Below are 26086 nucleotides of genomic sequence, written 5' to 3'. Positions count from 1 at the left end.
GCCGGAAACGTGAAGTTGACCCCGGCCTGACCCAGCGGCAAGAACCCACCGAGTTCCTAGGTCGAGGGGCTTCTTTCGGGGAAGATCTGGCGCAAGGCCCCGCAGCACCCGGATCAGAAGTGGAAGAGTCCTATCTATGCAGGTCTGGCCGGGACAGACGTATCCCCTCGGCGCCACGTACGACGGCGCCGGCACCAACTTCGCGGTCTACTCAGAGGCCGCCCACAGAATCGAGTTGTGCCTGCTGCACGACAACGGTTCAGAAACGGCGGTGGAGCTGCGCGAGACGGACGCCTTCGTACGGCATGCCTATCTGCCCGGCATCATGCCGGGTCAGCGCTATGGCTTCCGGGTCCATGGGCCGTACGAGCCCGAGCGCGGGCACCGCTGCAACTCCGCCAAGCTCCTGCTCGATCCGTACGCCCGTGCGATCAGCGGGAGTGTCGAGTGGGGCGAGTCGGTGTACGGCTACCACTTCGGCAAGCCGGACTCGCGCAATGACATGGACTCGGCACCGCACACGATGACCTCCGTCGTCGTCAATCCGTACTTCGACTGGGGCGACGACCGGCTGCCGCGTACGGACTACCACCGCACGGTGCTCTACGAGGCCCATGTGAAGGGTCTGACCATGCTCCATCCGGAGCTGCCCGACGAGCTGCGCGGCACCTACGCGGGACTCGCCCATCCGGCGGTGATCGAGCACCTCACGGAGCTCGGCGTCACCGCGCTGGAGCTGATGCCCGTACACCAGTTCGTCAACGACCACCGGCTGGTGGACTCGGGCCTCGGCAACTACTGGGGTTACAACACGATCGGCTTCTTCGCCCCGCACAACGCCTATGCCTCGTGGGGCGACCGCGGCGAGCAGGTCCTGGAGTTCAAACAGGCCGTACGGGCACTGCACCGGGCCGGGATCGAGGTCATCCTCGATGTCGTCTACAACCACACGGCGGAGGGCAACCACCTCGGTCCGACGCTCTCCTTCCGGGGGCTCGACAACGCCCAGTACTACCGGCTCGCCGAGAATCCCCGGTACTACACGGACACCACGGGCACCGGGAACTCGCTGCTGATGCGCAGTCCGCATGTCCTCCAGCTGATCATGGACTCGCTGCGGTACTGGGTGACCGAGATGCATGTGGACGGCTTCCGCTTCGATCTCGCGGCGACGCTGGCCCGTCAGTTCCACGAGGTCGACCGGCTGTCGTCGTTCTTCGATCTGGTGCAGCAGGACCCGGTGGTCAGCCAGGTGAAGCTGATCGCCGAGCCCTGGGACGTGGGCGAGGGCGGTTATCAGGTCGGCAACTTCCCGCCGCTGTGGACGGAGTGGAACGGCAAGTACCGCGACACCGTGCGGGACCTGTGGCGGGGCGAGCCGAGGACGCTCGCGGAGTTCGCCTCCCGGCTGACCGGCTCGTCCGATCTCTACCAGGACGACGGCCGCCGGCCGCTGGCCTCCATCAACTTCACCACCTGCCACGACGGCTTCACGCTGCGCGATCTCGTCTCGTACAACGAGAAGCACAACGAGGCCAACGGCGAGTCCAACCGGGACGGCGAGAGTCACAACCGGTCCTGGAACTGCGGAGTGGAGGGCGAGACCGACGATCCCGCGATCATCGAGCTGCGCGACCGTCAGATGCGCAACTTCATCGCCACGCTGATGCTCTCCCAGGGCGTCCCGATGCTCAGTCACGGCGACGAGTTCGCCCGTACGCAGAGCGGCAACAACAACGCGTACTGCCAGGACAACGAGGTCTCCTGGGTCCGGTGGCCGGAGCCGGGCGCGGAGACCGACACCGGCATGCTGGAGTTCACCCGGGCGATGGTGTGGCTGCGCCGCGACCATCCGGTCTTCCGGCGCCGGCGCTTCTTCCACGGACGGCCGGTGGAGGGCACGCACGACGATCTGTCGGACATCTCGTGGTTCACCCCTGAGGGTGATGAGATGAAGCAGCAGGACTGGACGGCCGCGCACGCGCAGGCCATGACGGTCTTCCTGAACGGCAACGCCATCTCGGAGCCGGGACCGCGCGGCGAGCGGATCTCGGACGACTCGTTCCTGCTGATGTTCAACGCGAGCGCCGACAAGCTGGAGTTCGTGGTGCCGCTGAACCACGGCAGGCACTGGCAGATCATGGTGGACACGGCGCGCCCGGAGGGCGTGGCTCCGGGACAGGGCGAGAAGGTCGACGGAGGCGACCGGATCACCATGATCGGCCGCAGTATGACGGTACTGATGCGACCCGCGTAGGCATGGTCCGACCGGGAGAGGCGGGTACCGGTGGCGGCGATGACACAGAAGGCGCCGAGCTGGGTACGTACGATCGTATGACACCGACCGCGACCTATCGGCTCCAGCTCCAGCCGGACTTCCCCTTCTCGGCGGCGGAGCGAGTGGTGCCCTATCTCGCCGCGCTCGGGGTGTCGCATCTTCATCTCTCGCCGGTGCTGGAGGCGGTACCGGGCTCGGCCCACGGCTACGACGTGGTCGACCACTCCACCGTACGGGCCGAGCTGGGCGGTGAGGACGGGCTGCGGCGACTGGCCCGTACCGCCGGGGAGCACGGCCTCGGGATCGTCCTCGACATCGTGCCCAACCACATGGCCGCCGCGCCCGCCCACAACCGGGCCCTGTGGGAGGTGCTGCGCGAGGGCCGGGACTCGCCGTACGCCCGCTGGTTCGACATCGACTGGGACGCGGGCGGGGGCAAGCTCCTGCTGCCGGTCCTGCCCTCCCCGATCGGGGACGAGCTCGGCGCGCTGCGCGTGGAGGACGGCGAGCTGCGCCACGGCGACGCCCGCTATCCGCTGGCGCCGGGCACCGGGCACCTCCCGCTGCCCGAGCTGCTGGACGCGCAGCACTACCGGCTCGCCTGGTGGCGGCTGGCCCGTACCGAGCTCAACTACCGGCGCTTTTTCACCATCTCCGAGCTGATCGGCGTACGGGTCGAGGATCCCGAGGTGTTCGCCGCCACCCATGCCAAGATCCTTGAGCTGGTGCGGGACGGAGTGGTCGACGGCCTGCGGATCGACCATCCGGACGGGCTCGCCGATCCGGAGGAGTATCTGCGCCGGCTGGCCGAGGCGACGGGCGCGACCGGCCGGAGCTGCTGGACCGTGGTGGAGAAGATCCTCGCCGACGACGAGGTGCTGCCCGCCGGCTGGCCGGTCGCCGGCACCACCGGCTACGACGCGCTGCGCCATGTCGACGGGCTCTTCACGGATCCGGCGGGCGCCGCCGCGCTGGAGCGGCACTACCGCGATGTCACCGGGCCCGTCGGCGACCGCGGCGGCTACTGGGAAGGGACGGTCCGGCGGGCCGCCTACAAGGTGGTCATCCATGAACTGGCCGCCGAGACCTCCTTCCTGGTCCGTACGGCGCGGCGGATCTGCGCCGCCGATCCCGCGCTGCGCGACCACGCGCCGTGGGCACTGCGCACGGCGGTCCAGGAGCTGCTCGTACGGGTCCCGGTCTACCGCCCGTACACGACGGCGGGCGGCCCGTGCCCGGAGGCGGCCGAGGCCGCCGTTCCCGAGGAGGCGGTCCGCCGGGCGAAGGCCGCGTTCACGGTGGAGCGGGAGGCGACGGCGGTGGACGTGGTGCGGGAGCTGGCGCTCGGCCGGCTCGGTACGGGCCCGGACCACACGGCGTTCTGCGCGCGCTTCGCCCAGACCGCGTCCGCGCTGCGCGCCAAGTCCGTCGAGGACACGGCGTTCTACCGCTACATGCCGCTGATCTCGGCGAACGAGGTGGGCGGTGATCCGGGGCACCCGGCGGTGAGCCCGGAGCGGTTCCACGCGTACTGCGCGCGGCTCGCGCGCGACTGGCCCACCACCGGCACCGTACTGACCACGCACGACACCAAGCGCAGCGCGGACGTACGGGCCGGGATCGCGGTTCTGTCGCAGTGTCCTCGACGCTGGTCGGCGCTGCTGGAGCGGGTCACCGGCGAGACGGGAGTGGCCGCGCCCGATCCGCAGCTCGCCTGGCAGGCGTGGCAGACGGCGGTCGGTTTCACTCCGGCCGCGGAGGGGACCGCGAGCCTTCCCGAGAGCTCACGGATGGTGCCCTCCGGTGCGCGGATGGTGCCCGCGCTGCTGAAGTCCGTGCGGGAGGCGGGGCTGCACACGAGCTGGACGGAGCCCGATCCGCTGTACGAACAGGCGGTGGCGGCCTTTGTCGAGGCGGGTCCGGCCGGTCCCGCGCGCAGGACGGTCGCGGAGTTCCGGCGGGCGCTCGACCCTTATGTACGGGCCGGTGCGCTGGGGGCGGCGCTGGTGCAGCTGACCATGCCGGGTGTGCCCGATCTCTACCAGGGCACGGAGCGTACGTATCCGGCGCTGGTGGATCCGGACAACCGGCGGCCGTTCAGGACGGGACCGCCCGACGAGAAGACGGTGGTGACGACGGCCGCGCTCCGGCTGCGGCGTGAGCGGCCCGCGGTCTTCGGCGAGTCGGGGACCTATGCCCCGCTGCTCGCCACCGGCCCGGCGGCAGCCCACTGTCTGGCCTTCTGCCGGTCGGGCCAGGTGGTCACGGCCGTCACCCGGCTGCCGCTCCGGCTGGTGGAGGCGGGAGGCTGGGCCGGTACGGAGCTGACGCTGCCGGAGGGCCGCTGGACGGATCTGCTGGCGTCGCCCGGACGTGAGTTCGAGGGCGGGGGTCCGGTCGATCTGACCGCGCTGTTCGCGGACTGGCCGGTGGCACTGCTGAGCCGCCGGATGTGACGGCTTTCGCGAGGGACACGGAGGGCCGCGAGGGCCGCGGCGGGCGGGACGGCGGGCCCGGGCTCTTCGGGCCGACAGGAGCGCCCGGTTGACCGGGCCGCGTACCGATGTGCCGACGGGAGCGGTGCTGTTGGAGAAGGGGACCGTCGCGGACGGGACGCGGGTCGCGGCCGTGCGTACCGCGCCCGGCGCCGAGGCGCGCTCAGTCCGTGGCCAGCCGGAAGCTCATCTGGCCGAAGCTCACCAGGTCCCCGTCGTGGACGACCGCGGTCACCGTCACCCGCCGCCCGTTGACCGTCGTGCCGTTGGTCGAGCCCAGATCGCGCAGCACCCATTCCCCGCCCTGCATGCTCAGTTCGGCGTGCAGCCGCGAGACCGTGTCATGACTGAGCCGCAGTCCGTTCATCGGATCGCGGCCGATACGGAGCGGATACGGGCCCGGCTGGGGCAGCAGCAACTTCGGCAGCCGTTCCGCCTGCCAGGCCCTGCGCAGCCGTACGGAGAACGCAGACACCCGGCCCACCGCGCCGAACAGCCGTCGTGACCACGGGCTTTCGATCTCCAGATCCGCGGTGAGCAGCTTCAGCTCGTCGGACCGCCGCGCGGCCAGCGCGAGATCCATCCGGCGCAGAAAGGTGTCGTGCGACAGCATCCCCTGTGCCGCGCCCTCCCTGAGCACCGCGAGGACACGGTCACGCTCGGCGTCGGAGAGCCGCGCGGGATACGTGTGGAACTCGAAGGAGGACGTCACATGTGTGATTGTCCGTCGGACGGCCCTGAGGTGTCCAGACGGAACGGGCGCACCGCGGTCCACCGTTACGTGCGTCGTGACGACCGTTACAAGCGGTGGAGCCGGCAGGGGCGGTGGAGGCGGAAGCTCCCCATCCGCTCCTCGTCCGCACCCGGTCCGCCCCTCTCCCGCACCGGGCCCGCCCCTCGCCCATGCCCCCTTTCCGCCCTCCTGTCCGCCGTCGCGGCCGGTCCCGGAATTTCCTGCCGCAAGCGTTTACAGAGTCGGCCACCGGCGCTACGTTCCGAATTGGGAGCGCTCCCAGTCACCCAATCGCTTGTCATGATCACGCCGAAGGGACCTCGTGCGATGACTCGCCCCCCACTGTGGTTGTCACCTCCGCGCAGAGCCGTACTGCTCGCCCTGCTCGCCGTACTCCCCGCCCTTCTGCTGATCGTCGGCGGCAGCGGGACCTCCACCGCGCACGGCACCCCGATGAAGCCCGCCAGCCGTACCTTCATGTGCTGGCGGGACGGGCTCACCAGCACCGGTGAGATCAAGCCCGTCAACCCGGCCTGCAAGGCCGCCGTCGCGGAGAGCGGCACGACTCCGCTCTACAACTGGTTCTCCGTGCTGCGCTCCGACGGCGCCGGGCGGACCAAGGGATTCATCCCCGACGGTCAGCTCTGCAGCGGCGGCAACACCACGTTCTCCGGCTTCAACAAGGCCAGGAACGACTGGCCGCTCACGCATCTGACCTCCGGCGCGCGGCTCGACTTCTCGTACAACGCCTGGGCCGCGCACCCCGGTTGGTTCTACGTCTATGTCACCAAGAACGGCTTCGACCCGACCAAGACCTTCACCTGGGACGATCTGGAGTCGCAGCCCTTCCTGACCGTCGACCACCCGGCGGTCACCGGCTCCGTCGGGACCGTGGACGGCGCGTACAAGTGGAGCGGCACCCTGCCCGGCGGCAAGACCGGCCGGCACATCATCTACATGGTCTGGCAGCGCTCGGACAGCAACGAGACCTTCTACAGCTGCTCCGACGTGGTCTTCGACGGCGGCAACGGCGAGGTGACCGGCGTCGGCGAACCCGGCACCACGCCTCCGACCGATCCGCCCACGGACCCCACCGCCACCTGCACCGCGACCAGGAAGACCACCAATTCCTGGTCCGGCGGCTACCAGGCCGAGATCACGGTGAAGAACACCGGCGCCAACCCGATCCTCGGCTGGATGGTCGAGTTCACCCTGCCCACCGGCCAGCGGGTCGACAGCCTCTGGAACGGCACCGCCACCTACGGAGGACAGGAGGTCATGGTCCACAACACCGACTGGAACGGCTCGCTCGGGGCGGGAGCCTCCACGACCTTCAGCTATGTCGCCTCGGGAGGACCACCGGACACCGCCGCCACGGCGCCCTGCTCGGTCCACTGATCCCGTAGCCGTACGCATGGGCGGCCCGTACGGCTCGAACGGCCCCGCACCGGCCCGGTCCTCCGCTCCCTCCACCCACCCGGAGCGGCGGACCGGGTCCCTCGTGTCTCCACCGGGGCTCCACCGCTCCTCCACCCGACTCGGCTCGATCCCCGGGCCCGGGGACGTCTCTCTTGCGACCATGGGAGAGACAGCCGAAAGGCCGCGGCAGCGGGCCTGACGACGAGGGGGAACCGCTCGTGCAGTTCGAGGTTTGGGCACCACTGGCGAAGGAGCGGGTCGCACTCCGGCTGGCGGACACCGAGGTGCCCATGGCCCGGGACCCGGAGCGCGACGGCTGGTGGAGCGCCGAGGCTCCCGCCGCCGACGGCACGCGCTACGGCTTCGCGCTCGACGGCGGCCCCGTGCTCCCCGATCCCCGCTCCCGCCGCCAGCCGGACGGGCCCGACGGCACCAGCGCCGTCGTCGACCAGTCGGCGTACGAGTGGCGCGCCTCGTGGCAGGGCCGCGACCTGCCCGGCGCGGTCCTGTACGAGCTGCACATCGGCACATTCACCCGGGAGGGCACCTTCGACGCGGCGGCGGACCAGTTGGCGCCGCTGGCCGGTCTCGGGATCACCCATGTCGAGCTGATGCCGGTGTGCCCGTTCCCCGGTACCCACGGCTGGGGATACGAGGGGGTGTCGCTGTGGGCGGTCCACGAGCCGTACGGCGGCCCGGAGGCGCTCAAGCGCTTCGTCGACACGGCGCACGGTCTGGGCCTCGGTGTCGTGCTCGACGTGGTGCACAACCATCTCGGCCCGTCCGGCAACCACCTTCCGCGCTTCGGCCCGTACTTCACCGACACGCACCACACGCCCTGGGGCGCCGCGGTCAATCTCGACGCACCCGGATCCGACGAGGTACGGGCCTACCTCCTGGGCAGCGCGCTGGCCTGGCTGCGGGACTTCCGGCTCGACGGGCTGCGGCTCGACGCGGTGCACGCCCTCGCCGACCAGCGCGCGCTGACCTTCCTCGAAGAGCTCTCCACGGCCGTCGACGCGCTCTCCGCCGATCTGTGCCGTCCGCTCTTCCTGATCGCCGAGTCCGACCTCGGCGATCCCCGGACCACCACCGCGCGCGCGGAGGGCGGTCTCGGAGTGCACGCCCAGTGGAACGACGACTTCCACCACGCCCTGCACACCGCGCTCACCGGTGAATCCCAGGGCTACTACGCGGACTTCGCCCGGGAGCCGCTCGCCGCGCTGGCCAAGACACTCAGCCGGGTCTTCTTCCACGACGGTACGTATTCGAGCTTCCGGGGCCGGACCCACGGCCGCCCGGTCGACCGTACGAGAACACCCGCGCACCGCTTCCTCGGCTATGCCCAGACCCATGACCAGATCGGCAACCGGGCGCTCGGCGACCGGCTCTCCGCCACCCTCTCCCCCGGGCTGCTGGCCTGTGCCGCGCTGATCGTCCTGACCGCTCCGAGCACTCCCATGCTCTTCATGGGCGAGGAGTGGGGCGCCTCCACGCCCTGGCAGTTCTTCACCGACCACCCGGACCCGGTGCTCGCCGAGGCCGTACGGACGGGCCGGCGGCGGGAGTTCGCCTCCCACGGCTGGGCGGCGGAGGAGATCCCCGACCCGCAGGACCCCGCGACACGGGAGCGCTCCTGTCTGGACCGTTCCGAGGCCGGGAAGGAGCCGCACGCGCGGCTGCTGGCCTGGTACCGCGAACTGATCGCCCTGCGCCACGGCCAGCCGGACCTCTCCGATCCGGATCTGGCCGGGACGAAGGTCGCGTACGACGAGGAGGCGCGCTGGCTGGCGTACCGCAGGGGCGATCTGCGGATCGCGGTGAACCTCTCCCGCGAACCGGTGGTGATCCCGCTGGGCGGCGGCAGACCCCGGTCCGGCGGCGGCCGGGTGCTCGCCGCGTGGGAGCCGGTGGGGCCGCCGGACGAGAACGGGGTGCTGCGCCTGCCACCGGAATCGGGTGTGGTGCTGGCGGGAGGGTGAGGCGGAGCGGCCCGCGGCCCGCCGAGGGGGCCAACAGCCTGCCCAGTGGGCCTAGCTGTCCGGCGGGTCCTGTTCCACCAGCCGTTCCAGGAGTTCCTGGAAGTCCTCGCCCACCACGATCCGCAGCCCCTCGCCGTCCTCGTCCTCGTCGCTGAGCTGCGTGAGCGTGCCGCCGCGCCACCAGTAGACATACGGGCTGATGGCCCCCGGTGTGTCCTCGTACCCGGCGGCGGCGAAGGAGGCCATGGCGTTCAGCGACGGGATCATGGTGCTGTCGCGGATGACATGGAAGGCGAGCTGATGGCGGAAGGGCATCGCGACCAGCGCGCCTTCCGGCGGGATCGGCCGGCCCGTGAGCTGCTCCACGACCGTCTCCAGGGCCAGGACCCGGCTCGCCGTGTAGAAGGAGTCGCCGAGCACCACCTCGAACCGGGTCCCGTCGGAGTCCTTGACGGTCTCGCGGCCCTCGACCGGCAGCATACGGAGGTTGTGCAGCGCGCGCTCCCGCAGCTGCCGGGTCTCACCGAGCGGCTCCAGCGCGTCGTCGGTGAGCATCATGACGCTCTCGGGAAGATCGAGGGCGAGGACCTCGTACAGCCCCGGGGCGACGGAACGCGCGTAGCCGAAGGTCTGCGGATCGAGGCCGTCCTGGCTGATCACCCGCGGGTAGAGCTGGGCGCGGATCTGCTCGGGGGCCAGGGTGTCCAGCGCGGAGGGAGCGTCCATGGTGCGCAGCACCATGCCGACATGCCGGCGTACCAGTACGCCCCAGACACGCGGGCCACGGTCGTCGTTGTGGCAGACCGCCGCGAGATTGCCCAGACCGAACTGGCGTCCGGCGCTGTCCTTCGCCATGTCCGCGTAGAGCGTGACCTCCAGCCCCCGCTCGGCGAAGGCCTCCCGGACCTGGCCGCGGAACCGCGCGGCCTCGTCGGCCGAGAAGAAGGAGAAGGCGGGATCCCTCGGTGTCGTCTCGCGACTGTCGCGCTTCGGTCCTCGTCGGAACAGCCCCACTCCATCGCCTCCGCTCATGTCCGGCCGCGCTCGGGCGATCACCGCCGGCCGGTGATCGTCGTACCTTCGATGCTAGTGCCCCTCCCGATCTCGTTGTCTCCCTCTGCGACTAGTCGCAGAGGGAGACAACGAGATCGGCGCGGTGCCGGCCGCGTTCCACGAGCCGGGCATTGGCCTCGTCGGACTCCCTGACCCAGCGCTCCGCGTACGGCCGGTCCTTGCCGTGGCGGACATGCCGGTCCACCAGTCTGCGGACCCGTGTCACCGGGTCGAGCTCCAGGAACCAGACCTCGTCGAGCAGGGCGTGGACCGGCGCCCAGGGACCGTCGTCGTGCAGAAGGTAGTTGCCTTCGGTGATGACGAGCGGAGTCCCGGGCGCGACGGCGATGCTGCCCGCCACCGGCTCCTCCAGGGAGCGGTCGAAGGCGGGCGCGTAGACGACGGCGTCCGGTTCGGGCGCGCGCAGCCGGGCCAGCAGGGCGGCGTAGCCGGTGGCGTCGAAGGTGTCGGGCGCGCCCTTGCGGCCTGCCCGCCCGAGACGGTTCAGTTCCGCCTGGGCAAGATGGAATCCGTCCATGGGGACGAGTACGGCGAGGCCGCCGAGCCGGTCGACGAGCGCGGCGGCGAGGGTGGACTTTCCCGCGCCCGGCGGCCCGGCGATACCGAGGACGCGGCGGGCGGGAGGCCGGCCCGCGTCGGGCCGGTCACCGGCCGAAGCGGCCGGGCCGGTGTCGGCGGAGAGATGTCCCGGGCCGGCGAGCCGACGGGCGCGGGCGGTCAGCCCGGCGAGCTGCTGCGCATCCATGACCGGCATTCTTCCACCTTGCCCGACCATGAGTCATACGTATAACGTCTGGCCCATGTCCTTCATCGCCCTCATCACCCTCGTCGTGGACGACTACGACAAGGCCATCGCCTTCTACACCGGCCCTCTCGGCTTCGAGCTGGTCGAGGACACCGACCGCGGCGACGGTTCCCGCTGGGTCGTGGTCCGGCCGCCCGGCTCCGGCGGCGCCGGTACCGGTCTGCTGCTGGGCCGCGCCAAGGACAGCGCCCAGCGGGCGAGCGTCGGCGCGCAGACGGGCGGCCGGGTCGGCTTCTTCCTCCACACCGAGGACTTCGCCCGCGACCGCGCGCGCATGCTGGCCGCGGGAGTCCGCTTCGTACAGGAACCACGCGACGAGCCGTACGGCACGGTCGCGGTCTTCGAGGACCTCTACGGCAATCTCTGGGACCTGCTCCAGCCCGCGTAGGTTTCGTGCCCGGCCACCGGACGCAGCGCGTATGTTGGCGGGGGCCGAGTGGTGCCGGGCGGTGCCGCGCCGGTACGGTCGGGCGCGAGGTCGGGGCGGGCTCGCTGCCTGGTCCGTACGCCCGCGTGGCTCTCCTCGGCCGCCGGGCCGCCTTCGCGCGTCTCGACGAACGCTTCCCCGCTCACCTGGTGGTTCGCTGACATGACGACCGTCGTCCGCCCTTGCTGTGCCGGCCGCGCCCCGGCCGCCCGGCTCTCCGCACCGGCCGAACAGGCCGGTACCGGCAGGCCCGGATCGAAAGGGGCCGGCGCATGAGCCTGGCGCAGCTCCACTGCACCTCCGCCGTGCCGGGCGCCGACGGATCGCCCGTACCCGGCGGACCCGGCTTCCGCTTCACGGCGGTCACCCCCGGCGTGCCCGAGTCGCTCCTCGAAGAGGCCGAGCGGCTCCTCGGGTACGAGCCGCCGCCCGGAGCGCCGCTGCGCGCCACCGCCGCCGAACTCGCCTCGTTCCCGGAGTCGTTGAGCCACAGCGTGCTCTCCGACGGCAGCCGGCTGCTGGCCAGGACGGTGTACGCGGGAGCCGACTTCACCGGTGTCTGGGGCACCTTCCACGCCCACGCCATGCGTCTGCCCGCCGATGCCGCGCTCTCCGCCGGAGCGCCGCCCATCAGCACCTGGGACTCACCGCAGTGGGTGGCCGGTACACCGGAGGGCGGGACGCTCCCGCCGCTGGACCGGCTGCCCTCGTCGCGCGGCTTCGACCGGCGTGAGCTGGTCTCGTTCGCCGCCTCGCGCGCGCCGTGGCTCGCCCGGTTCTTCGCCGCCGTGCGCGGGCTGGCCGAGGAGGAGGCCGCGCCGCGGCTCGTGCTCGTGGAGCGCAACAGCGCCGATGTGGCCCGGTGGATCGCGCTGGCCTGCGCCGTGCTGCCGGGCGCGAGCGCCCACCGGCTGACCTTCACCACATACACCCGGCGTCCCCAGCGGGCCGGGCAGCAGATCATCGGTGTGCTGCCGGAGGACGCGCGGGACCTGGCCGGGCTCGACCACCACTACCGCGTGATCGACTGCACGGCGTCCCGCCCGCCGGGCACGCCCGGACAGGGCACGGCCGGACAGGGCGTGTCCGCCGTGGACGCCTGGGCCGAGACCGCCGCGCAGGTCTGGCTGGGCAGGGCCCCCGAGCTGTTCGCGGAGGCGGCGGCGCTGCCGGGCGCGCCGTTCGCACCGGGCCCGCTCGCCGTTGTCGCACTGTGCACGGGGACAGCCCTGGACGCGAACGGCCGTACGGCTGCGGCCACTTGGGTGTACGAGCACACGAACGCGCTGGACGCGGAGCGTATCGAGCAGCTCGCCGACGCCCTGACCGCCCCGGCCGTGGATCGCGGTTCGGCCGAAACGGCCGCGCTGGCACGCCTGTTCGCGGTGCTCGGCGACAGGGCTCCGGCCCGTACGACCGCGCCGCTCGCGGCGCTGGTCCTGGCGGAGGCCGTCCGCAATCCGGCCGCCGGGCTCGAACTGCCCGCCCTGCACATCGTGTCGCTCCCCGAGGACCTCAAGGGGCGTCTCGCCGGTCAGCTGGCCCCCGAACTCCGCGCGGGCATCGCGGACGGCGACGGCCCGGACCCGGCCGTCCCGGGCGCACCGGCCGCACCCGCCGGCACCTCAAGGGCGGCGGAGCTGCTGCGTGTCGCCGAACTGCTCGGGGTGGACTGCGCGGATCTGCTGCCCGGTCTGGCCCGTCGGCTCTCGCGGGATCTGATCGCCGATCCGGTGTCCGCCTACTCCCCGGCCGTACGAACCGCGCTGGAGGAGTACTTCGACCTGCGCACCACGCTGCTCAGCGAACTCGACGCCCTCGCCGCCGACGATCCCTCCGCCGCCGCCCATCTGTTCGGCCGTATCGACCTGCCCCTCACGGAGGTGCAGGCGATACCGCATCTGCGGATGTGCGCGGAGGTGGCGGGCTCGGCCGACTCGGCGGGCCCGGCCGTCGCGGCGCTGGAGAACGGCGACCGTATCGCGGCCCTCCGTTTCGTGCAGCGCGCCTGCGGAGTCTCGCCGTTCGCCGAGCCGCTCGTCCTGCGCACCGCCGTACGGCTGGTGTGGGCCGACGGAGCGCCCACTCCCGGTGAGGCCCGGCAGATGCTGACGGAGACCGGCTCGGACGCCCACCGGACCGCCGGGACCTGGCACACACTGGTCAGGGCCGCGCTCGAAGGTCCGGGCGACAGCCCCGACTCGCCGGGTCTCGCGCACGATCTGCTGCGCGGCTTCCGCGAGGAGCTGGAACCGCGCGTCCGCGGTGCCCTCCAGCTTCTCGAATACGCCGGGGAACTCGCGGCGGGCCGGGCCGCACCGGGATGGACCGACCGGGCGCTGGCGCTGCGCGCCTCGGCGGAGCCGGTCGAACCGGGCGTGCTCGACCAGGCGTTCAGGGCGCTGAGCGGCCAGCTGCTGTCCGAGCGGCGGCCGGAGGGAGAGCTGTACGCGCTGGTCCACAGCGGCGACCCGGAGCTCACCGCCGCCTACCGCGAGGCCGCCCACGACGAGTCCGTACGCGAACGGCTGCGTACCGTACCGGCGTTCGTGGCCCACTGCTTCACCACCTGGACCGCGCTGCCCGGCGCGAACAGCGCCTGGGACCAGATCCGCACGACCCTGCTCGACAAGGTGCTGCGTCCGGCCGTACGGGCGCTGCCCGCCGCCGAGGTCGCCGCCGTCGAGCGCTGCCTGGAGGGGACGGGCGACCGCAAGGCGGAGGAGTTCAGGACGTGGAACCGGCCGGGCGCCCTGGGCCGGCTGGGCATCCGCTTCGGCCCCCGCGCCCGCTCCTGACCGGCGCGCCACCGGCCGTCGCCCCCTCGGACCGGCGGCCCGGCCTCGAGCCGGGCCCCGGTCGGGGCCGGGCTCGCGCCGGTCCGGTTCCCGTCGGGGCCCGGCTCCGGTGCCGAGGTCAGGTCAGGTCTGGTCGGGGGTCCGAGGTCGGTTCCGGTCGGAGGTCAGCTCTGGTCGGGAGCCAGCCGCAGTGAGATCGAGTTGATGCAGTACCGCTGGTCCGTCGGGGTCGGATAGCCCTCGCCCTCGAAGACATGGCCGAGGTGCGAGCCGCAGCGCGAGCAGCGGACCTCGACGCGGACCATGCCGTGGGAGCGGTCCTCGATCAGTTCGACCGCGTCCGTGTCCTTCGGGTCGTAGAAGGACGGCCAGCCGCAGTGCGACTCGAATTTCGTGTCGGAGCGGAACAGCTCGGCGCCGCACGCGCGGCAGGAGTAGACACCGGCCGTCTTCGTGTCCGTGTACTCGCCGGTGAAGGCGGGCTCGGTGCCGGCCTTGCGGAGCACCTGGTACTCCGCGGGCGACAGCTCCGCGCGCCACTGCTCGTCCGGCTTGTCGATGTCGTACGACATGCGCTCTCCTCAGTCGGTCAGACGGGCCAGGATGTGCGGACCGAGGTCCGTGACATCTCCGGCACCCATGGTGAGAACGAGATCACCGGGTCCCGCCATTCCCGCCACGGCGTCGGCGACCGCGCTCTTGTCGGACACGGCCGTCACCGTGGCGCCCGCCGCCTCGGCCGCGTCGGTGATCAGGGCGCTGGTGACACCGGGAAGGGGATCCTCGCGGGCCGGATAGATGTCCAGGACCAGCGACGCGTCGGCGAGGGCGAGGGCCTGGCCCATCTCGGTGGCCAGCTCCTGCGTACGGGAGAAGAGGTGCGGCTGGAAGACGACCAGCAGCCGGGCGCCGGGAGCCGCGGCGGCGCGCATCGCCTCCAGGTCGGCCGTCATCTCGGTGGGATGGTGGGCGTACGAGTCGATCACCTGGACGCCAGCGGCCTCGCCCTTGAGCTGGAGGCGGCGCTTGACGCCGGTGTACGTGCCGAGGGCCGAGGCCAGATTGTGCGCGGGAAGGCCCAGCGCGACACCGGCCGCGAGGGCGGCGACCGCGTTGTTGGCGTAGTGGCGGCCCGGGACCGAGACCGTGAAGGTCAGCGGCCGGCCGCCGAGCAGCACGGTGACCTCGCTGGTCAGCCCGCGTGCGGTGATCCTGTGGATCCGTACGTCCGCCGTGTCGGCCTCGCCGTAGGTGACGACCTTGACCGGGGGCGGACCGCCGGCCGCGGACGGACCTGCGGCGGCCGGGCGTGCGCGGACCCGCGTGGCCAGTTCGACCGCGCCCGGCTGGTCGGCGGAGATCACCAGGGTGCCGCCCGGGACGATCTTGTCGGTGAACGCCTCGAAGGACTCGTAGATCTCGTCCATCGACGCGTAGTTCGCGTGGTGGTCCAGCTCGACATTGAGGACGATCGCGACCTCGGGGTCGTACTTCTGGAAGCTCCGGTCGCTCTCGTCCGCCTCGGCGACGAAGATCCCGCCCTCGCCGTGCCGCGCGTTCGTGCCGGGCCCGGCGAGATCGCCGCCGATCGCGTACGACGGGTCGAGGCCCAGTTCGGTGAGCGCGACGGCCAGCATGGATGTCGTCGTGGTCTTGCCGTGGGTGCCCGCGACGGCGATCGACCGCAGTCCGCGCATCAGCGAGGCCAGCGCGTCGGAGCGGTGCACCACCGGTACGGAGAGCTCCGCGGCCCGCGCCAGCTCGGGGTTGTCGGCGCGGATGGCGCTGGAGACGACCACGCACGACGCGTCGTCCGCGAGATGCGCCGCGGCGTGGCCGATGTGCACGGTGGCGCCCAGGGCCCGCAGCGCCTCCGCGGTCTCCGACTCCTTCGCGTCGCTGCCCGCGACCTTGGCCCCGCGCTGGGCGAGGATCTTCGCGATACCCGACATTCCGGCGCCGCCGATACCGATGAAGTGCGGTCGTTCCATGTCGGCGGGGACAGCGGGGGCCGGTGCCATTGGTGTTTCTCCCGGGTGCGCGTGGGGCGGAGCGACAGGTTTTATGTGTCGTCCCAGCCTATTCGCTGTGGGCGAAGAGTTTGAGCACCGGTACGCCGACCTTGTGGCGCGCCCGGGACGCCCAGTCCCGGTGGAAGAACTCCTCCACGTAGTGCGGCTCGGTCAGCACGATCACCTCGTCGGCGGCCGACGCCTCCACGACCCCCTTGAGGTGGTCGAGCGGATGCTCCTCGACCACCTGGCCCGTGGCCTCGGAGCCCTGGGCGCGCAGGGCGGCCAGGGACGCCTGGAGGGCCAGCTCCGCGGGCTCTCTGGCCTGCGCGCCCTCCGGCGTCCCGCCCTCCCGGGCGGCGTCCCTCAGCTCGCCGAGCGCGACGTCGTCGATGGCGCGCAGCAGCACGTCCGCCTGATCGCCGCGCGGCTGCATGAGCACGACGAAGGACACCGGCTCGTCGCCATGGAGCGTGGTGACGAATTCCACGTCCTCGGGCGTCAGGGGCTTCTCGATCATCAGTACGCTTGTGAACACGACAGGCGCCCTTCGTCTTCATGGACCGTCCGGCCCCACTGCTGAAACCATCCTTCCCCGTGCCCGCACGGGGTCTGCGAAAGTAAGTCTGCCCAGCGGAAGCTAACCGGAACGGCGAATTCCGCTGATTGTCAGACGTCGATCGTCAGACGCGGCGGTACCGGGTGAAGAGGAACCCGTCCTGTTCCAGGAGCGATACGAGAGCGAACCGTTCGGGTACGGCGGGACCCGGGCCGCCGACGACGCGCTGCGCGTACCCGGCGGTGAGCACCGGAGACACCGTCAGGCACATCTCGTCCAGCAAGCCCGCCGCCACGAACTGACCGAGCAGCCGCGGCCCGCCCTCGGTGAGCAGCCGTACGAGACCTCGCTCCGCGAGCGCGCGCACGGCGGCGGCGACGTCCACGCCCGGTCCCTCGCCGGCGATCACCACCTCCACGCCCGCCTTCTCGGCGGCGCGGATCCCGGCCGCCGGCGCCTCGGCGCCGGTGATCAGGAGGGTGGGCACACTCGGTTCGCTGAAGAGCGGCAGCGAGAAGTCGAGCCGCAGGCCGGCGCTGACCACCGCGATGGCCGGCGCGGGACCCTGTCCCGCCGCCGCGCGCCGCGTGGCGAAGACCTCCCGGGCGCGGGCCGGCCGGTAGCCCTCCAGACGAACCGTTTCCGCGCCGACCACCACCACGTCGGCGAGCCCGCGCAGCGTCCCGAAGATCCGCATGTCGGCGGCGGAGGAGACGGTCTGCGAGCGGCCGTCGTGCTGGGCGGCGCCGTCGAGCGTGGACACCATGTTGGCGCGCAGCCAGGGCCCGGCCCCGGCCCGGACCGCCGAGGGGTACGCGTAGGCGTCCGCCAGCTCGTCAAGGGTCCACTCACGGTCCTCGGCGGCGCGCTCCTCGGCACGGTCCTCGGCCGGGACTGTCTGATCGGTCACAGGGAACAGGCGTCGCATGCGAAGCAGTCTGGCACGGCGCATAGAGTGAAGAGTTGTGTCGTACTCCACCGCCGCCTCCGGCCCACGGCCGGTCACCGAAGCGACTCCGATCGCCCTCCGTACACGTGAACCGCGGGTTCCCGCCGACCGTCTGGTGGCGGACATGGTGCCGCCGCCGCGCTTCGACTCCGTACGGTTCGACACGTACGTACCGGACCCGGGCCGGCCCAGTCAGTCCGAGGCCGTCGCGGCGCTGAGCGCGTTCGCCGCGGGCCTCGGCGGGCCGCAGGGGCCGGGGGCCGGGAGCGCGCGGCGCTGGTTCGCCAGGAAGCCGGCCGCGCCCACCGGCCCGCGCGGTGTCTATCTGGACGGCGGCTACGGCGTCGGCAAGACGCATCTGCTGGCGTCCCTCTGGCACGCGACTCCCGCGCCGGCCGAAGAGAAAGCTTTCGGCACTTTTGTCGAGCTGACGAATCTCGTCGGCGCGCTGGGCTTCCAGCAGACCGTGGAGACCTTGGGCGGCCATCGGCTGCTCTGCATCGACGAATTCGAACTGGACGATCCGGGCGACACGGTCCTGATCTCCAGCCTGCTCCGCCGGCTGGTCGACTCGGGTGTGGCGCTGGCCGCGACCTCCAACACGCTGCCCGGCAGGCTCGGCGAGGGCCGGTTCGCCGCCGCCGACTTCCTGCGGGAGATCCAGGGCCTGGCCGCGCGGTTCCGGCCGCTGCGCATCGACGGCGAGGACTACCGGCACCGCGGACTGCCCGAGGCGCCCGCTCCGTACTCCGACGAGCAGGTGACCCGGGCCGCCCATGCCACCGAGGGCGCGAGCCTGGACGACTTCCCCGGGCTGCTCGGCCATCTCGCCAAGGTCCACCCGAGCCGGTACGGAGCGCTCACGGACGGGGTACGGGCCGTCTGCCTCACGGATGTCGCGCCCGTGCCCGACCAGTCGACGGCGCTGCGGCTGGTCGTCCTCGCCGACCGGCTGTACGACCGGGAGATTCCGGTGCTCGCCTCCGGTCTCCCCTTCGACCGGCTGTTCGGCGAAGAAATGCTGAACGGCGGCTACCGGAAGAAATATTTCCGGGCGATCTCCCGGTTGACGGCACTGGCACGGGACGCCAAGGGACTCGTGCCCCAGTAGGTTCGACAGGTCAACACGTTCGGCAGGTCGGCAGGTGCGCCGCCGCGGCGGGTCCGGTGGCCCGGGAAGGGCAGGCCGTTCCGCCGTCGTGGCCGTCGCATCTGTACCACCCAGTTCCAAGCAGAAGGGTTCCACCATGGCCACCACGCGCCAGGCGCACACGGTCTGGGAGGGCAACCTCCTCCAGGGCACGGGCACCGTCTCCTTCGACTCCTCGGGCATCCCGGACCAGCAGGTCTCCTGGCCCTCCCGCGCGGAGGCGGCGAACGGCAGGACCAGCCCGGAGGAGCTGATCGCCGCCGCCCATTCGAGCTGCTTCTCGATGGCGCTCTCGAACGGTCTCGCCAAGGCCGGCACACCGCCGACCAGGCTCACCACGCAGGCCGATGTCACCTTCCAGCCCGGCACCGGCATCACCGGCATCCACCTCACGGTCGAGGGCAACGTTCCCGGCCTGGACGAGGCGGACTTCGTCAAGGCCGCCGAGGACGCGAAGGTGAACTGCCCGGTGAGCCAGGCGCTCACGGGCACGACGATCACGCTGAGCGCGTCGCTCGCCTCCTGACCCGGTTCCGGCGCCGGTCCTCCCCGCTCCGGTCCCACCGGCCGTGCCGCCCCGTCCACCGGACCGGGCGGCACGGCCGCCGTCGTACGCGGGGCGGGAGCGGCGCCCAGCGGTCGCGGACCGCGCCGGTCCGGCACACCCTGAGGTGACCGACCGATCTGACCGGAAGGGGTGCGCGGTGGCCAGGACGGCGGCGCCGAAGGAGAAGGGGAAACGACGGCGGGACCATCCGCCGGCTCTTCGCGAGCTGCTGCGCGTCCCCGGCGGCGAGCCCGTGGACCTCTCCTCGTACGACTCCAGGGCCGTCCCGGGCGGCCCGGCGGACAAGGCGGCGGGACTCGCCGCCACCGCCCGGCTGGCGGAGCGTCTCGCCGGTCTCCAGGACCGGCTGTACGCGGCCAGCACGGCGGGCGACCCCCGTCGGCTGCTGCTCGTCCTCCAGGGCATGGACACCAGCGGCAAGGGCGGCACGGTCAAGCATGTGATCGGGCACTTCAATCCCGCGGGCTGCCGGGTCAGGGCGTTCAAGACGCCCACCGCGCGGGAGCGGAGCCATCCCTTCCTCTGGCGCGTCAGACGCGCTCTGCCCGAGCCCGGCGAGATCGGTATCTTCGACCGCTCGCACTACGAGGACGTCCTGATCGCCCGGGTGCGCGAGCTGGTCCCGCGCGCCGAACTCGACCGGCGCTACGGCGAGATCAATCTCTTCGAGCGGTCGCTCGCCGAGACGGGCACCACCGTCGTCAAGGTCTTCCTCCACCTCGGCCACGACGAACAGCGCGCCCGGCTGCTGGCCCGTCTCGACAACCCGGACAAGCACTGGAAGTTCAGCCCGGCCGACATCGACGACCGCGCCCTGTGGCCCGCGTACCGCAAGGCGTACGAACTGGCCCTCGAACGCTGCTCCACCGGCACGGCACCCTGGTACCTGGTCCCGGCGGACCGCAAGTGGTACCGCAACTGGGCGATCAGCGCACTGCTCCTGGAGCATCTCGAAGCCCTGGATCCGGTCTATCCGAAGGCGGGCTTCGACGTCGGAGAGGCCCGGGACAGGCTGCTGAAGATGCCCTGACCGCGCGAGTGCCGTACAACCGATTCGGGCATATCGTCATATATTTTCCGTGAGTGACCACATATGTACGGATGCTCGCCACCGGCGCCGCCACCATCGCCGTCCTGGCCGCCGCGCTCGCCGGATGCGGCGCCGGCACGGAGTCGCCCCCCTCGCCCTCCGCCTCCCGCTCCGGGGCTCCCGGGAGCAAGGGGGTCGAGGCGCCACCGACCCTGGCCCCCGGTCCCGACGGACTGACGCCGGTGTTCAAGCGCGGGACCCCGGCCGCCGGCAAGACCGTGGCGCTCACCTTCGACGCCGACATGACGGCCGATCAGGGAACCCGCGCGGCGGGCGGCGAGCGGTTCGACAACCCCTCCCTGATCTCCCTGCTGCGCCGGCTCCGCGTACCGTCGACGGTCTTCATGACCGGGCGGTGGGCCGAGGAGTATCCGAGCCAGGCGAAGGCGATCGGCGGCGACCCGGTCTTCGAGATCGCCAACCACTCCTACAGCCACTACGCCTACACCGCCGACTGCTTCGGGCTGCCCACCATCGGCGAGCAGAGGATGGCCGAGGACGTGGAGCGCGCGTTCGCCGCGTTCCGGGCCGCGGGCGCCCGGAATGTGGTGCCGTACTTCCGCTTCCCGGGCGGCTGCTACGACGACACCGCGCTCCGGGCCCTCGCCCCGGCCAAGGTGACCGCCGTCCAGTGGGACGTCGTCAGCGGGGACGCCTTCGCCACGGACGCGGACGCCGTCGCCGAACAGGTCCTGAAGGATGTGAAACCGGGCTCGCTGGTGGTGATGCACTGCACGCGCAGCGCGGCGCCGGTGACGGAGGAGGCGGTCGGCAGGATCGTGCCGGAGCTGCGCAGGCGCGGCTACCGCTTCGTCAAGGTCTCCGAGCTGATGCGGCACTGAGCACGGGACCCGGGAACGGCCCGGGTGCAGGAGGCTCAGCCCGAACAGGCCGTCCGCTGGGCCTCCTGCCACTCGCAGACGGGACAGAGCGTCACGCCCTTGACCGACTCCGGGTACTCGGTCGGCTCTGCGCAGTGCACACAGTCCGCGTACACGGTCTCCTGCGCCCCGGACCGGTCCGCGTCCACGTCCGTCTTCCCGCTCATACCGCCCTCACTCATACCGTCGAGCGTACTCGGTCGCGGCGCGCCGCCAACCGCGGCGCGGGCCGGCGGGGTCAGTGCGCGGCGGGCTTCGTCGGGGTCGTCTCGCTCGGCCGGACGATCACGAAACCCTCTCCCTGGAGCATGAGCTGGACGGCCTCGCCCGAGCCGCCGCGGATCATCGAGCCGACGGACTGCGAACGGTGCAGCGAGGTGCCGAGCTGGGTGCTCCAGCCGACGACCGCGTCCGTGTCGACGTACACCGGCGACTGCGCTGTGACGGGGATCACGATCGGTGTGCCCTCGCAGATCAGACCGAGCTTGCCGTAGCCGGTGAACACGCTGTTGAAGAGCCCGCCGCCGGCCACACCGGCACCCTTCACCGTCTTTATCCCGTACGCGAGAGTCGGATCGAAGCAGAGCACGTTACGGCCGCTGACGGTGAGCGAGTCACCGTGTTCCACGTCGACGATGAAGCAGTTGGCGGCCTCCTGGGCGAACCAGGCCTCACCCTGTCCCCGGACGGCCATCAGCGGCAGACCCTCGCCCGTGACGGCCCGCTTGAGCATGCCGCCGAGGCCCTGGCTCTTCCGCTCGAACTGGAGACTGCCCCGGTAGGCGATCATGGAGCCCTGCCGGGCGTGCATCTCGCCGTTGACGGCGTACTTGATCGATTTGGCGTTCTGGAGGGTCATCCCGGGTGCCGTCGCCGGCTGTGCCAGATACTCCGCGGTGAAAAGGTCGCTCTTCATGCCGTGCATACTCGCCCGGAGGCTTCCCTTCCGCCAAGAATCCGGCGGAAGGCGCGCCGGAGGCGGCTGGCAGACTGGAGCCGTGAGCAGCGACAGCGACGACGTCCCCGGCAGCGGAGCCGGCACCGGCAGCGGCACCCCCGCAGGCAACGGCGACGGCACCGACAGCCCGTTCCGGCACGAGCGGACGGCCCGCGACGAGGCTCCGCAGTTCGTGCTGCCGCTGGTGGTCCATATCGAGAGGGCCACGCCCCCGGCCCGTACCGACGCCCTGGAGACGGCGGCCCGCGCGGTGCTGGTCATGCTCTCCGACGAACGGTCGCTGGGCGAGGGCGAGTGGGCGAAGGCGGTACGGGACTGGCAGGACGCCCGGATCCGCAAGGTGGTGCGGCGGGCGCGCGGCGCGGAGTGGCGCCGCGCCTCGGCGCTCCCGGGCCTGTCGGTCAGCGGTACGGGCCTCTCGGCGCCGGAGGCCGTACCGCCCGCCGAGGTACGGGTCTTCCCGCCGGTCCCGCTCGACGGCTGGCCCAAGGAGCTGGCCAGGCTCCAGGTCTCGGGCACCGACCTCGCCGACCCCGGGCCACCGTCGGCCCCCGACCCGGCGCACCCCGTCCTCTGGCTCAACCCCGAGTTGGACATGTCCGCCGGCAAGGCCATGGCCCAGGCCGGGCACGGCGCCCAGCTCGCCTGGTGGGAGCTGTCGGACACGGAGCGCAAGGCGTGGCGGACCGCGGGCTTCCCGCTCGCCGTACGCACTCCCGGTGCGGCGCACTGGCGTGAACTCACCGCCGCGGGCCTTCCCGTGGTCCGCGACGCGGGCTTCACCGAGATCGCGCCGGGCAGCGCCACCGTGGTCGCCGATCACCCGGCGCTGCGGAACTGAACGTTTCGCCGTCCACGTACGTATCTCCCGGTACCGCCGAGCAGGTTGAACGGCCCACGGGCCGGCGGTGGGTTCAGCGGTGTCCTATATCGGTTCGGGAGGCAGCACATTGTTGCGACGCATCAACGGTACGGCGCTCATCATCGCGGCACTTGTCGCCACGGTCGGGGCGCTGGCCTTCCCCGTCTGGTCCTACGCCGACCGTTCCGGCACCGGGCAGGCCAATCTCAATGCCTCGTCCGTCGCGACACAGTGGGGGCCGCTCACCGCGATCGACCGCGATCTGCTGGTCAAGGTGCGGCTGGCCGGGCTCTGGGAGCTGCCGGCCGGGCAGCAGGCGATCCAGCGCGCGCCCAGCCAGGCCATCAAGGACTGCGGCGACCATCTGGTCGTCGGCCACACCGACCTCGACAAGCGGGCCCGTGACGTGGCGGCCAAGCTCGGGGTCGAGCTGCCGAACCAGCCGACCGAACAGCAGCAGGGCTGGCTCAGGGAGCTGTCCGCCGCCACGGGCCAGGAGTACGAGCGGAAGTTCGCCAATCTGCTGCGCAACGCGCACGGCAAGGTGTTCGCGGTGATCGCGCAGGTACGGCACACGACGAGAAACACCCTGATACGGCAGCTCGCCAGCGACGCCAACCAGACCGTCCTCGACCACATCACGATGCTGGAGGCCACCGGCTTCGTCGACTTCGACAGCATCGCCAACGAGGCCGCGGGCGCCGCCACCGCCAGCCCGACCGGGCCGCCGCCCCCGAACGGTAACCTTCCGCCGGCGCCGTCACCCGTGGAGGCCACCGGCGACCAGTCCTTCACCTCCCGGCCCTCCACCCAGCCGGGCGCGCCGACCGCGATCAACACCAACCGCCCGGAGCCCGGAACGGAACAGCAGCCACCCGCTCCACCGGCACCCACGCCATAGCCGGGCCGTGGCGCCGGGGAACCTCAAATCGACCTCTGAACGTCCCTCTCAACGGATTCAGCGGCGCCCGGCGGGGTCATCACCTCTGCACCGTTGCGCTGTCGCGCACCGAGGAGGGGGAGCCATGAACGGCACACCAGAGCTGGGGATCGGTATCGGCTGGCGCCCGGAGATAGCCGACGCGGTGGAAGGGCTGTCCGGGATCGACTGGGTCGAGGCCGTCGCGGAGAACCTCTGCGCCGGCCATCTGCCCGACTCGCTCGTACGGCTCCGGGAGCGCGGAGTCACCGTCGTCCCGCACGGTGTCTCGCTCGGTCTGGGCGGCGCGGACCGGCCCGACGCACGGCGGCTCGCGGATCTCGCGGAGCGCGCCGGGGCGCTCGGCTCACCGCTGGTCACCGAGCACATCGCGTTCGTACGGGCCGGAGGGCCGCTCACCGCGTCCCCGGCGCTCGAAGCGGGTCATCTGCTGCCGGTGCCACGGACCAGGGACGCCCTGCGGGTGCTCTGCGAGAACATACGGATCGCCCAGGACGCACTGCCCGTACCGCTCGCCGTGGAGAACATCGCGGCGCTGATCTCCTGGCCCGGCGAGGAGCTGAGCGAGGGCCAGTTCCTCGCGGAACTGGTCGAGCGCACCGGTGTCCGGCTGCTGATCGACGTCGCCAATCTGCACACCAACCAGGTGAACCGCGGCGAGGATCCGGCGAAGGCGCTGGACGAACTGCCGGTCGAGGCCATCGCCTATGTCCATGTGGCGGGCGGGGTGGAGCGTGACGGCGTCTGGCACGACACCCACGCGCACCCGGTCACCCGGCCGGTCCTCGACGTGCTGGCGGAGCTGCGCTCGCGGGTCGCGCCGCCCGGTGTGCTGCTGGAGCGGGACGACGACTTCCCGCCGGCGGCGGAGCTGGCGGGCGAGCTGACGGTGATACGCGAGACGCTCACGATCGCCGCCGGCACCGGTGCGGCCACAGCCACAGCCACGGCTACGGGTGAGCCCGCCGCCGTGCCCGTACCGGCGGCGCCTCCCGCAGCTCCCGCACCGCACCGGCCGCCCACCGACGCCACGCGTGAGCGGCTCGCGCTGCGCCAGGCGGCCCTGCTCTCCGCGCTGGTCGCCGGTACGCCCGTCCCCGAAGGGTTCGACACCCGGCGCGTGCGGGTGCAGAGCCGCGCCCTCGCCGCCAAGCGTGCCGACGTGATCGCCAAGGTCGCGCCCGAACTGCCCGAGATCCTGGGCAGCGGCTACCGGCCGGCCTTTCTCCCGTACGCCGCGAAACAGCCGATGCGCGCCGGTTACCGCCGTGACGCGCTCGACTTCGCCGAGCATCTGCTGATCGACGGACGGCCGGACGATCCCGTCGCCCGGCGGGAGCTGACCCTCTGGTGGCAGGAGCGCGCCGGATCGCGTCCGCCGCGCCGGGCGACCCGGCTCGTCCGCAGGGCGCGCGCCGCGCTCATCGGGATCGGGAGATGACGACGATGACCGTGATTCTCGTGACGGTGGTCCACCTCGCCGTGATCGTCTCCTGCGTCCTGCTGATCACCACCGTGGTCCGGCTGCGCCGCCGCGGCCCGGGCGGTCCCGTCCACGAGGCGATGGAGGCCGCCTTCCTCGGCGGCGGTCCCGGCCGGGTCGCGGACGCCGCGATCGCCGGGATGCACGCGGACGGGCGGCTGGTCGTCGGCGGCCCCGGCATCGTCTCCGTACCGCACCCGATCGCCAGGAACGAGGTGGAGCAGGCGGTGATCCAGGAACACGCCCTGGCGCCGAACGGCGCGCTGCACACGCTCCGGCTCGCGGTGATGCGCGGTCCCGCCGTGCAGCGGGTGGGCGACACGCTCGCGGCCCGGGGTCTGCTGGTGCCTCCGGCCGAGGCGCGCGGGCCCGGACGCTGGGGCGGGACACAGGCGCTGATCTGTCTCATCGGGCTGCCCGTGTGCTTCGTCCTCGCCATCATGGTGTTCGTCGCGGGCTCCGTGCCGGGCGACGGCAGTCCGGCCGGCTTCTCCCTGCTGCCGACACTGTTCGCGGGGGTCGTCGTCGGCGTGGTCTGTTCGTCCCTCACCGGGCGGCGGATCACCACGGCGGGGCAGCGCGCGCTGCGGGAGTTCGTCCTCGCGCACCCGTACGGCGGCGGC

Annotated in this window: 23 protein-coding genes; 14 read left to right on the top strand and 9 right to left on the bottom strand. The window is 72.0% G+C overall.

Annotated features, from left to right (window positions below; all coding sequences use genetic code 11):
• Positions 1 to 136 precede the first annotated feature (136 nt).
• Positions 137 to 2257, top strand: a complete 2121-nt coding sequence (gene glgX, locus BFF77_RS06635) for a glycogen debranching protein GlgX (RefSeq protein ID WP_066944800.1) — start codon at positions 137 to 139, stop codon at positions 2255 to 2257.
• 77 nt (positions 2258 to 2334) lie between these two features.
• Positions 2335 to 4734, top strand: coding sequence for a malto-oligosyltrehalose synthase (gene treY / locus BFF77_RS06630; RefSeq protein ID WP_066944837.1), 2400 nt, complete (start codon positions 2335 to 2337; stop codon positions 4732 to 4734).
• Between the two features lie 202 nt (positions 4735 to 4936).
• Here treY and BFF77_RS06625 read toward each other — a convergent pair whose 3' ends face one another.
• The gene (locus BFF77_RS06625) at positions 4937 to 5485 is read right to left on the bottom strand and encodes an FHA domain-containing protein (protein ID WP_066944799.1); all 549 of its coding nucleotides are present in this window, start codon (positions 5483 to 5485) and stop codon (positions 4937 to 4939) included.
• A gap of 348 nt (positions 5486 to 5833) precedes the next feature.
• Here BFF77_RS06625 and BFF77_RS06620 point away from each other — a divergent pair, with 348 nt between their 5' ends.
• Both BFF77_RS06620 and treZ read left to right on the top strand, forming a co-directional pair.
• A complete protein-coding gene (locus BFF77_RS06620; RefSeq protein WP_066944797.1) occupies positions 5834 to 6904 on the top strand; it encodes a lytic polysaccharide monooxygenase auxiliary activity family 9 protein in 1071 nt (356 codons plus the stop codon).
• 239 nt (positions 6905 to 7143) lie between these two features.
• Entirely contained in the window at positions 7144 to 8907 is a 1764-nt protein-coding gene (gene treZ / locus BFF77_RS06615; RefSeq protein ID WP_066944795.1) for a malto-oligosyltrehalose trehalohydrolase, read from the top strand.
• Positions 8908 to 8958: 51 nt separating this feature from the next.
• Here treZ and BFF77_RS06610 read toward each other — a convergent pair whose 3' ends face one another.
• Both BFF77_RS06610 and BFF77_RS06605 read right to left on the bottom strand, forming a co-directional pair.
• Positions 8959 to 9939: a DUF1444 domain-containing protein gene (locus BFF77_RS06610; RefSeq protein WP_425424346.1), complete on the bottom strand. Its 981-nt coding sequence runs from the start codon at positions 9937 to 9939 to the stop codon at positions 8959 to 8961.
• A gap of 91 nt (positions 9940 to 10030) precedes the next feature.
• Positions 10031 to 10726: a nucleoside/nucleotide kinase family protein gene (locus BFF77_RS06605; protein ID WP_425424347.1), complete on the bottom strand. Its 696-nt coding sequence runs from the start codon at positions 10724 to 10726 to the stop codon at positions 10031 to 10033.
• Between the two features lie 55 nt (positions 10727 to 10781).
• Between BFF77_RS06605 and BFF77_RS06600 the strand changes: the two genes are divergently transcribed.
• On the top strand, positions 10782 to 11174 hold the full coding sequence (locus BFF77_RS06600) for a VOC family protein (protein ID WP_066944790.1): 393 nt from the start codon (positions 10782 to 10784) through the stop codon (positions 11172 to 11174).
• Positions 11175 to 11485: 311 nt separating this feature from the next.
• A complete protein-coding gene (locus tag BFF77_RS06595) occupies positions 11486 to 14011 on the top strand; it encodes a GTPase-associated protein 1-related protein (RefSeq protein ID WP_066944787.1) in 2526 nt (841 codons plus the stop codon).
• A 164-nt stretch (positions 14012 to 14175) separates the two neighbouring features.
• Here BFF77_RS06595 and msrB read toward each other — a convergent pair whose 3' ends face one another.
• The 4 genes from msrB to BFF77_RS06575 form a co-directional block, all read right to left on the bottom strand.
• Positions 14176 to 14583 carry a peptide-methionine (R)-S-oxide reductase MsrB gene (gene msrB / locus BFF77_RS06590; protein WP_066944785.1) on the bottom strand — a complete coding sequence of 136 codons (408 nt, stop codon included), beginning with the start codon at positions 14581 to 14583 and terminating at the stop codon, positions 14176 to 14178.
• Positions 14584 to 14592: 9 nt separating this feature from the next.
• The gene (gene murC, locus BFF77_RS06585) at positions 14593 to 16032 is read right to left on the bottom strand and encodes a UDP-N-acetylmuramate--L-alanine ligase (protein ID WP_066944783.1); all 1440 of its coding nucleotides are present in this window, start codon (positions 16030 to 16032) and stop codon (positions 14593 to 14595) included.
• Positions 16033 to 16090: 58 nt separating this feature from the next.
• Positions 16091 to 16561, bottom strand: coding sequence for an indole-3-glycerol phosphate synthase (locus BFF77_RS06580; protein ID WP_066944781.1), 471 nt, complete (start codon positions 16559 to 16561; stop codon positions 16091 to 16093).
• 145 nt (positions 16562 to 16706) lie between these two features.
• A complete protein-coding gene (locus BFF77_RS06575) occupies positions 16707 to 17510 on the bottom strand; it encodes a pyrimidine reductase family protein (RefSeq protein ID WP_066944834.1) in 804 nt (267 codons plus the stop codon).
• 37 nt (positions 17511 to 17547) lie between these two features.
• Between BFF77_RS06575 and zapE the strand changes: the two genes are divergently transcribed.
• From zapE to BFF77_RS06555, 4 genes are all read left to right on the top strand, one after another.
• Positions 17548 to 18642 (top strand): cell division protein ZapE, encoded by a 1095-nt coding sequence (gene zapE / locus BFF77_RS06570; RefSeq protein WP_066944779.1) that lies wholly within the window; start codon positions 17548 to 17550, stop codon positions 18640 to 18642.
• 136 nt (positions 18643 to 18778) lie between these two features.
• Positions 18779 to 19207: an OsmC family protein gene (locus BFF77_RS06565; protein ID WP_066944777.1), complete on the top strand. Its 429-nt coding sequence runs from the start codon at positions 18779 to 18781 to the stop codon at positions 19205 to 19207.
• A 178-nt stretch (positions 19208 to 19385) separates the two neighbouring features.
• Positions 19386 to 20279, top strand: coding sequence for a PPK2 family polyphosphate kinase (locus tag BFF77_RS06560; RefSeq protein ID WP_079124890.1), 894 nt, complete (start codon positions 19386 to 19388; stop codon positions 20277 to 20279).
• 71 nt (positions 20280 to 20350) lie between these two features.
• The gene (locus tag BFF77_RS06555; RefSeq protein WP_066944773.1) at positions 20351 to 21181 is read left to right on the top strand and encodes a polysaccharide deacetylase family protein; all 831 of its coding nucleotides are present in this window, start codon (positions 20351 to 20353) and stop codon (positions 21179 to 21181) included.
• 35 nt (positions 21182 to 21216) lie between these two features.
• Here the strand turns inward: BFF77_RS06555 and BFF77_RS35080 are convergent, their stop codons facing one another.
• A complete protein-coding gene (locus tag BFF77_RS35080; protein WP_141698371.1) occupies positions 21217 to 21402 on the bottom strand; it encodes a hypothetical protein in 186 nt (61 codons plus the stop codon).
• Positions 21403 to 21458: 56 nt separating this feature from the next.
• Positions 21459 to 22136: an AIM24 family protein gene (locus tag BFF77_RS06550; protein ID WP_066944831.1), complete on the bottom strand. Its 678-nt coding sequence runs from the start codon at positions 22134 to 22136 to the stop codon at positions 21459 to 21461.
• Positions 22137 to 22218: 82 nt separating this feature from the next.
• Here BFF77_RS06550 and BFF77_RS06545 point away from each other — a divergent pair, with 82 nt between their 5' ends.
• The 4 genes from BFF77_RS06545 to BFF77_RS06530 form a co-directional block, all read left to right on the top strand.
• Entirely contained in the window at positions 22219 to 23019 is an 801-nt protein-coding gene (locus BFF77_RS06545) for a peptidyl-tRNA hydrolase (protein ID WP_066944766.1), read from the top strand.
• Positions 23020 to 23131: 112 nt separating this feature from the next.
• A complete protein-coding gene (locus BFF77_RS06540; protein ID WP_211280172.1) occupies positions 23132 to 23941 on the top strand; it encodes a DUF4142 domain-containing protein in 810 nt (269 codons plus the stop codon).
• Between the two features lie 124 nt (positions 23942 to 24065).
• Positions 24066 to 25421: an MbnB/TglH/ChrH family RiPP precursor modification enzyme gene (locus BFF77_RS06535; RefSeq protein ID WP_066944762.1), complete on the top strand. Its 1356-nt coding sequence runs from the start codon at positions 24066 to 24068 to the stop codon at positions 25419 to 25421.
• A gap of 5 nt (positions 25422 to 25426) precedes the next feature.
• On the top strand, positions 25427 to 26086 hold a 660-nt coding region (locus BFF77_RS06530; RefSeq protein WP_169922620.1), incomplete at its 3' end, for a TIGR04222 domain-containing membrane protein.

The organism is Streptomyces lushanensis, from assembly GCF_001700515.1.
GTDB lineage: Bacteria > Actinomycetota > Actinomycetes > Streptomycetales > Streptomycetaceae > Streptomyces > Streptomyces lushanensis.
This window is presented reverse-complemented; position numbering and strand designations above follow the sequence as displayed.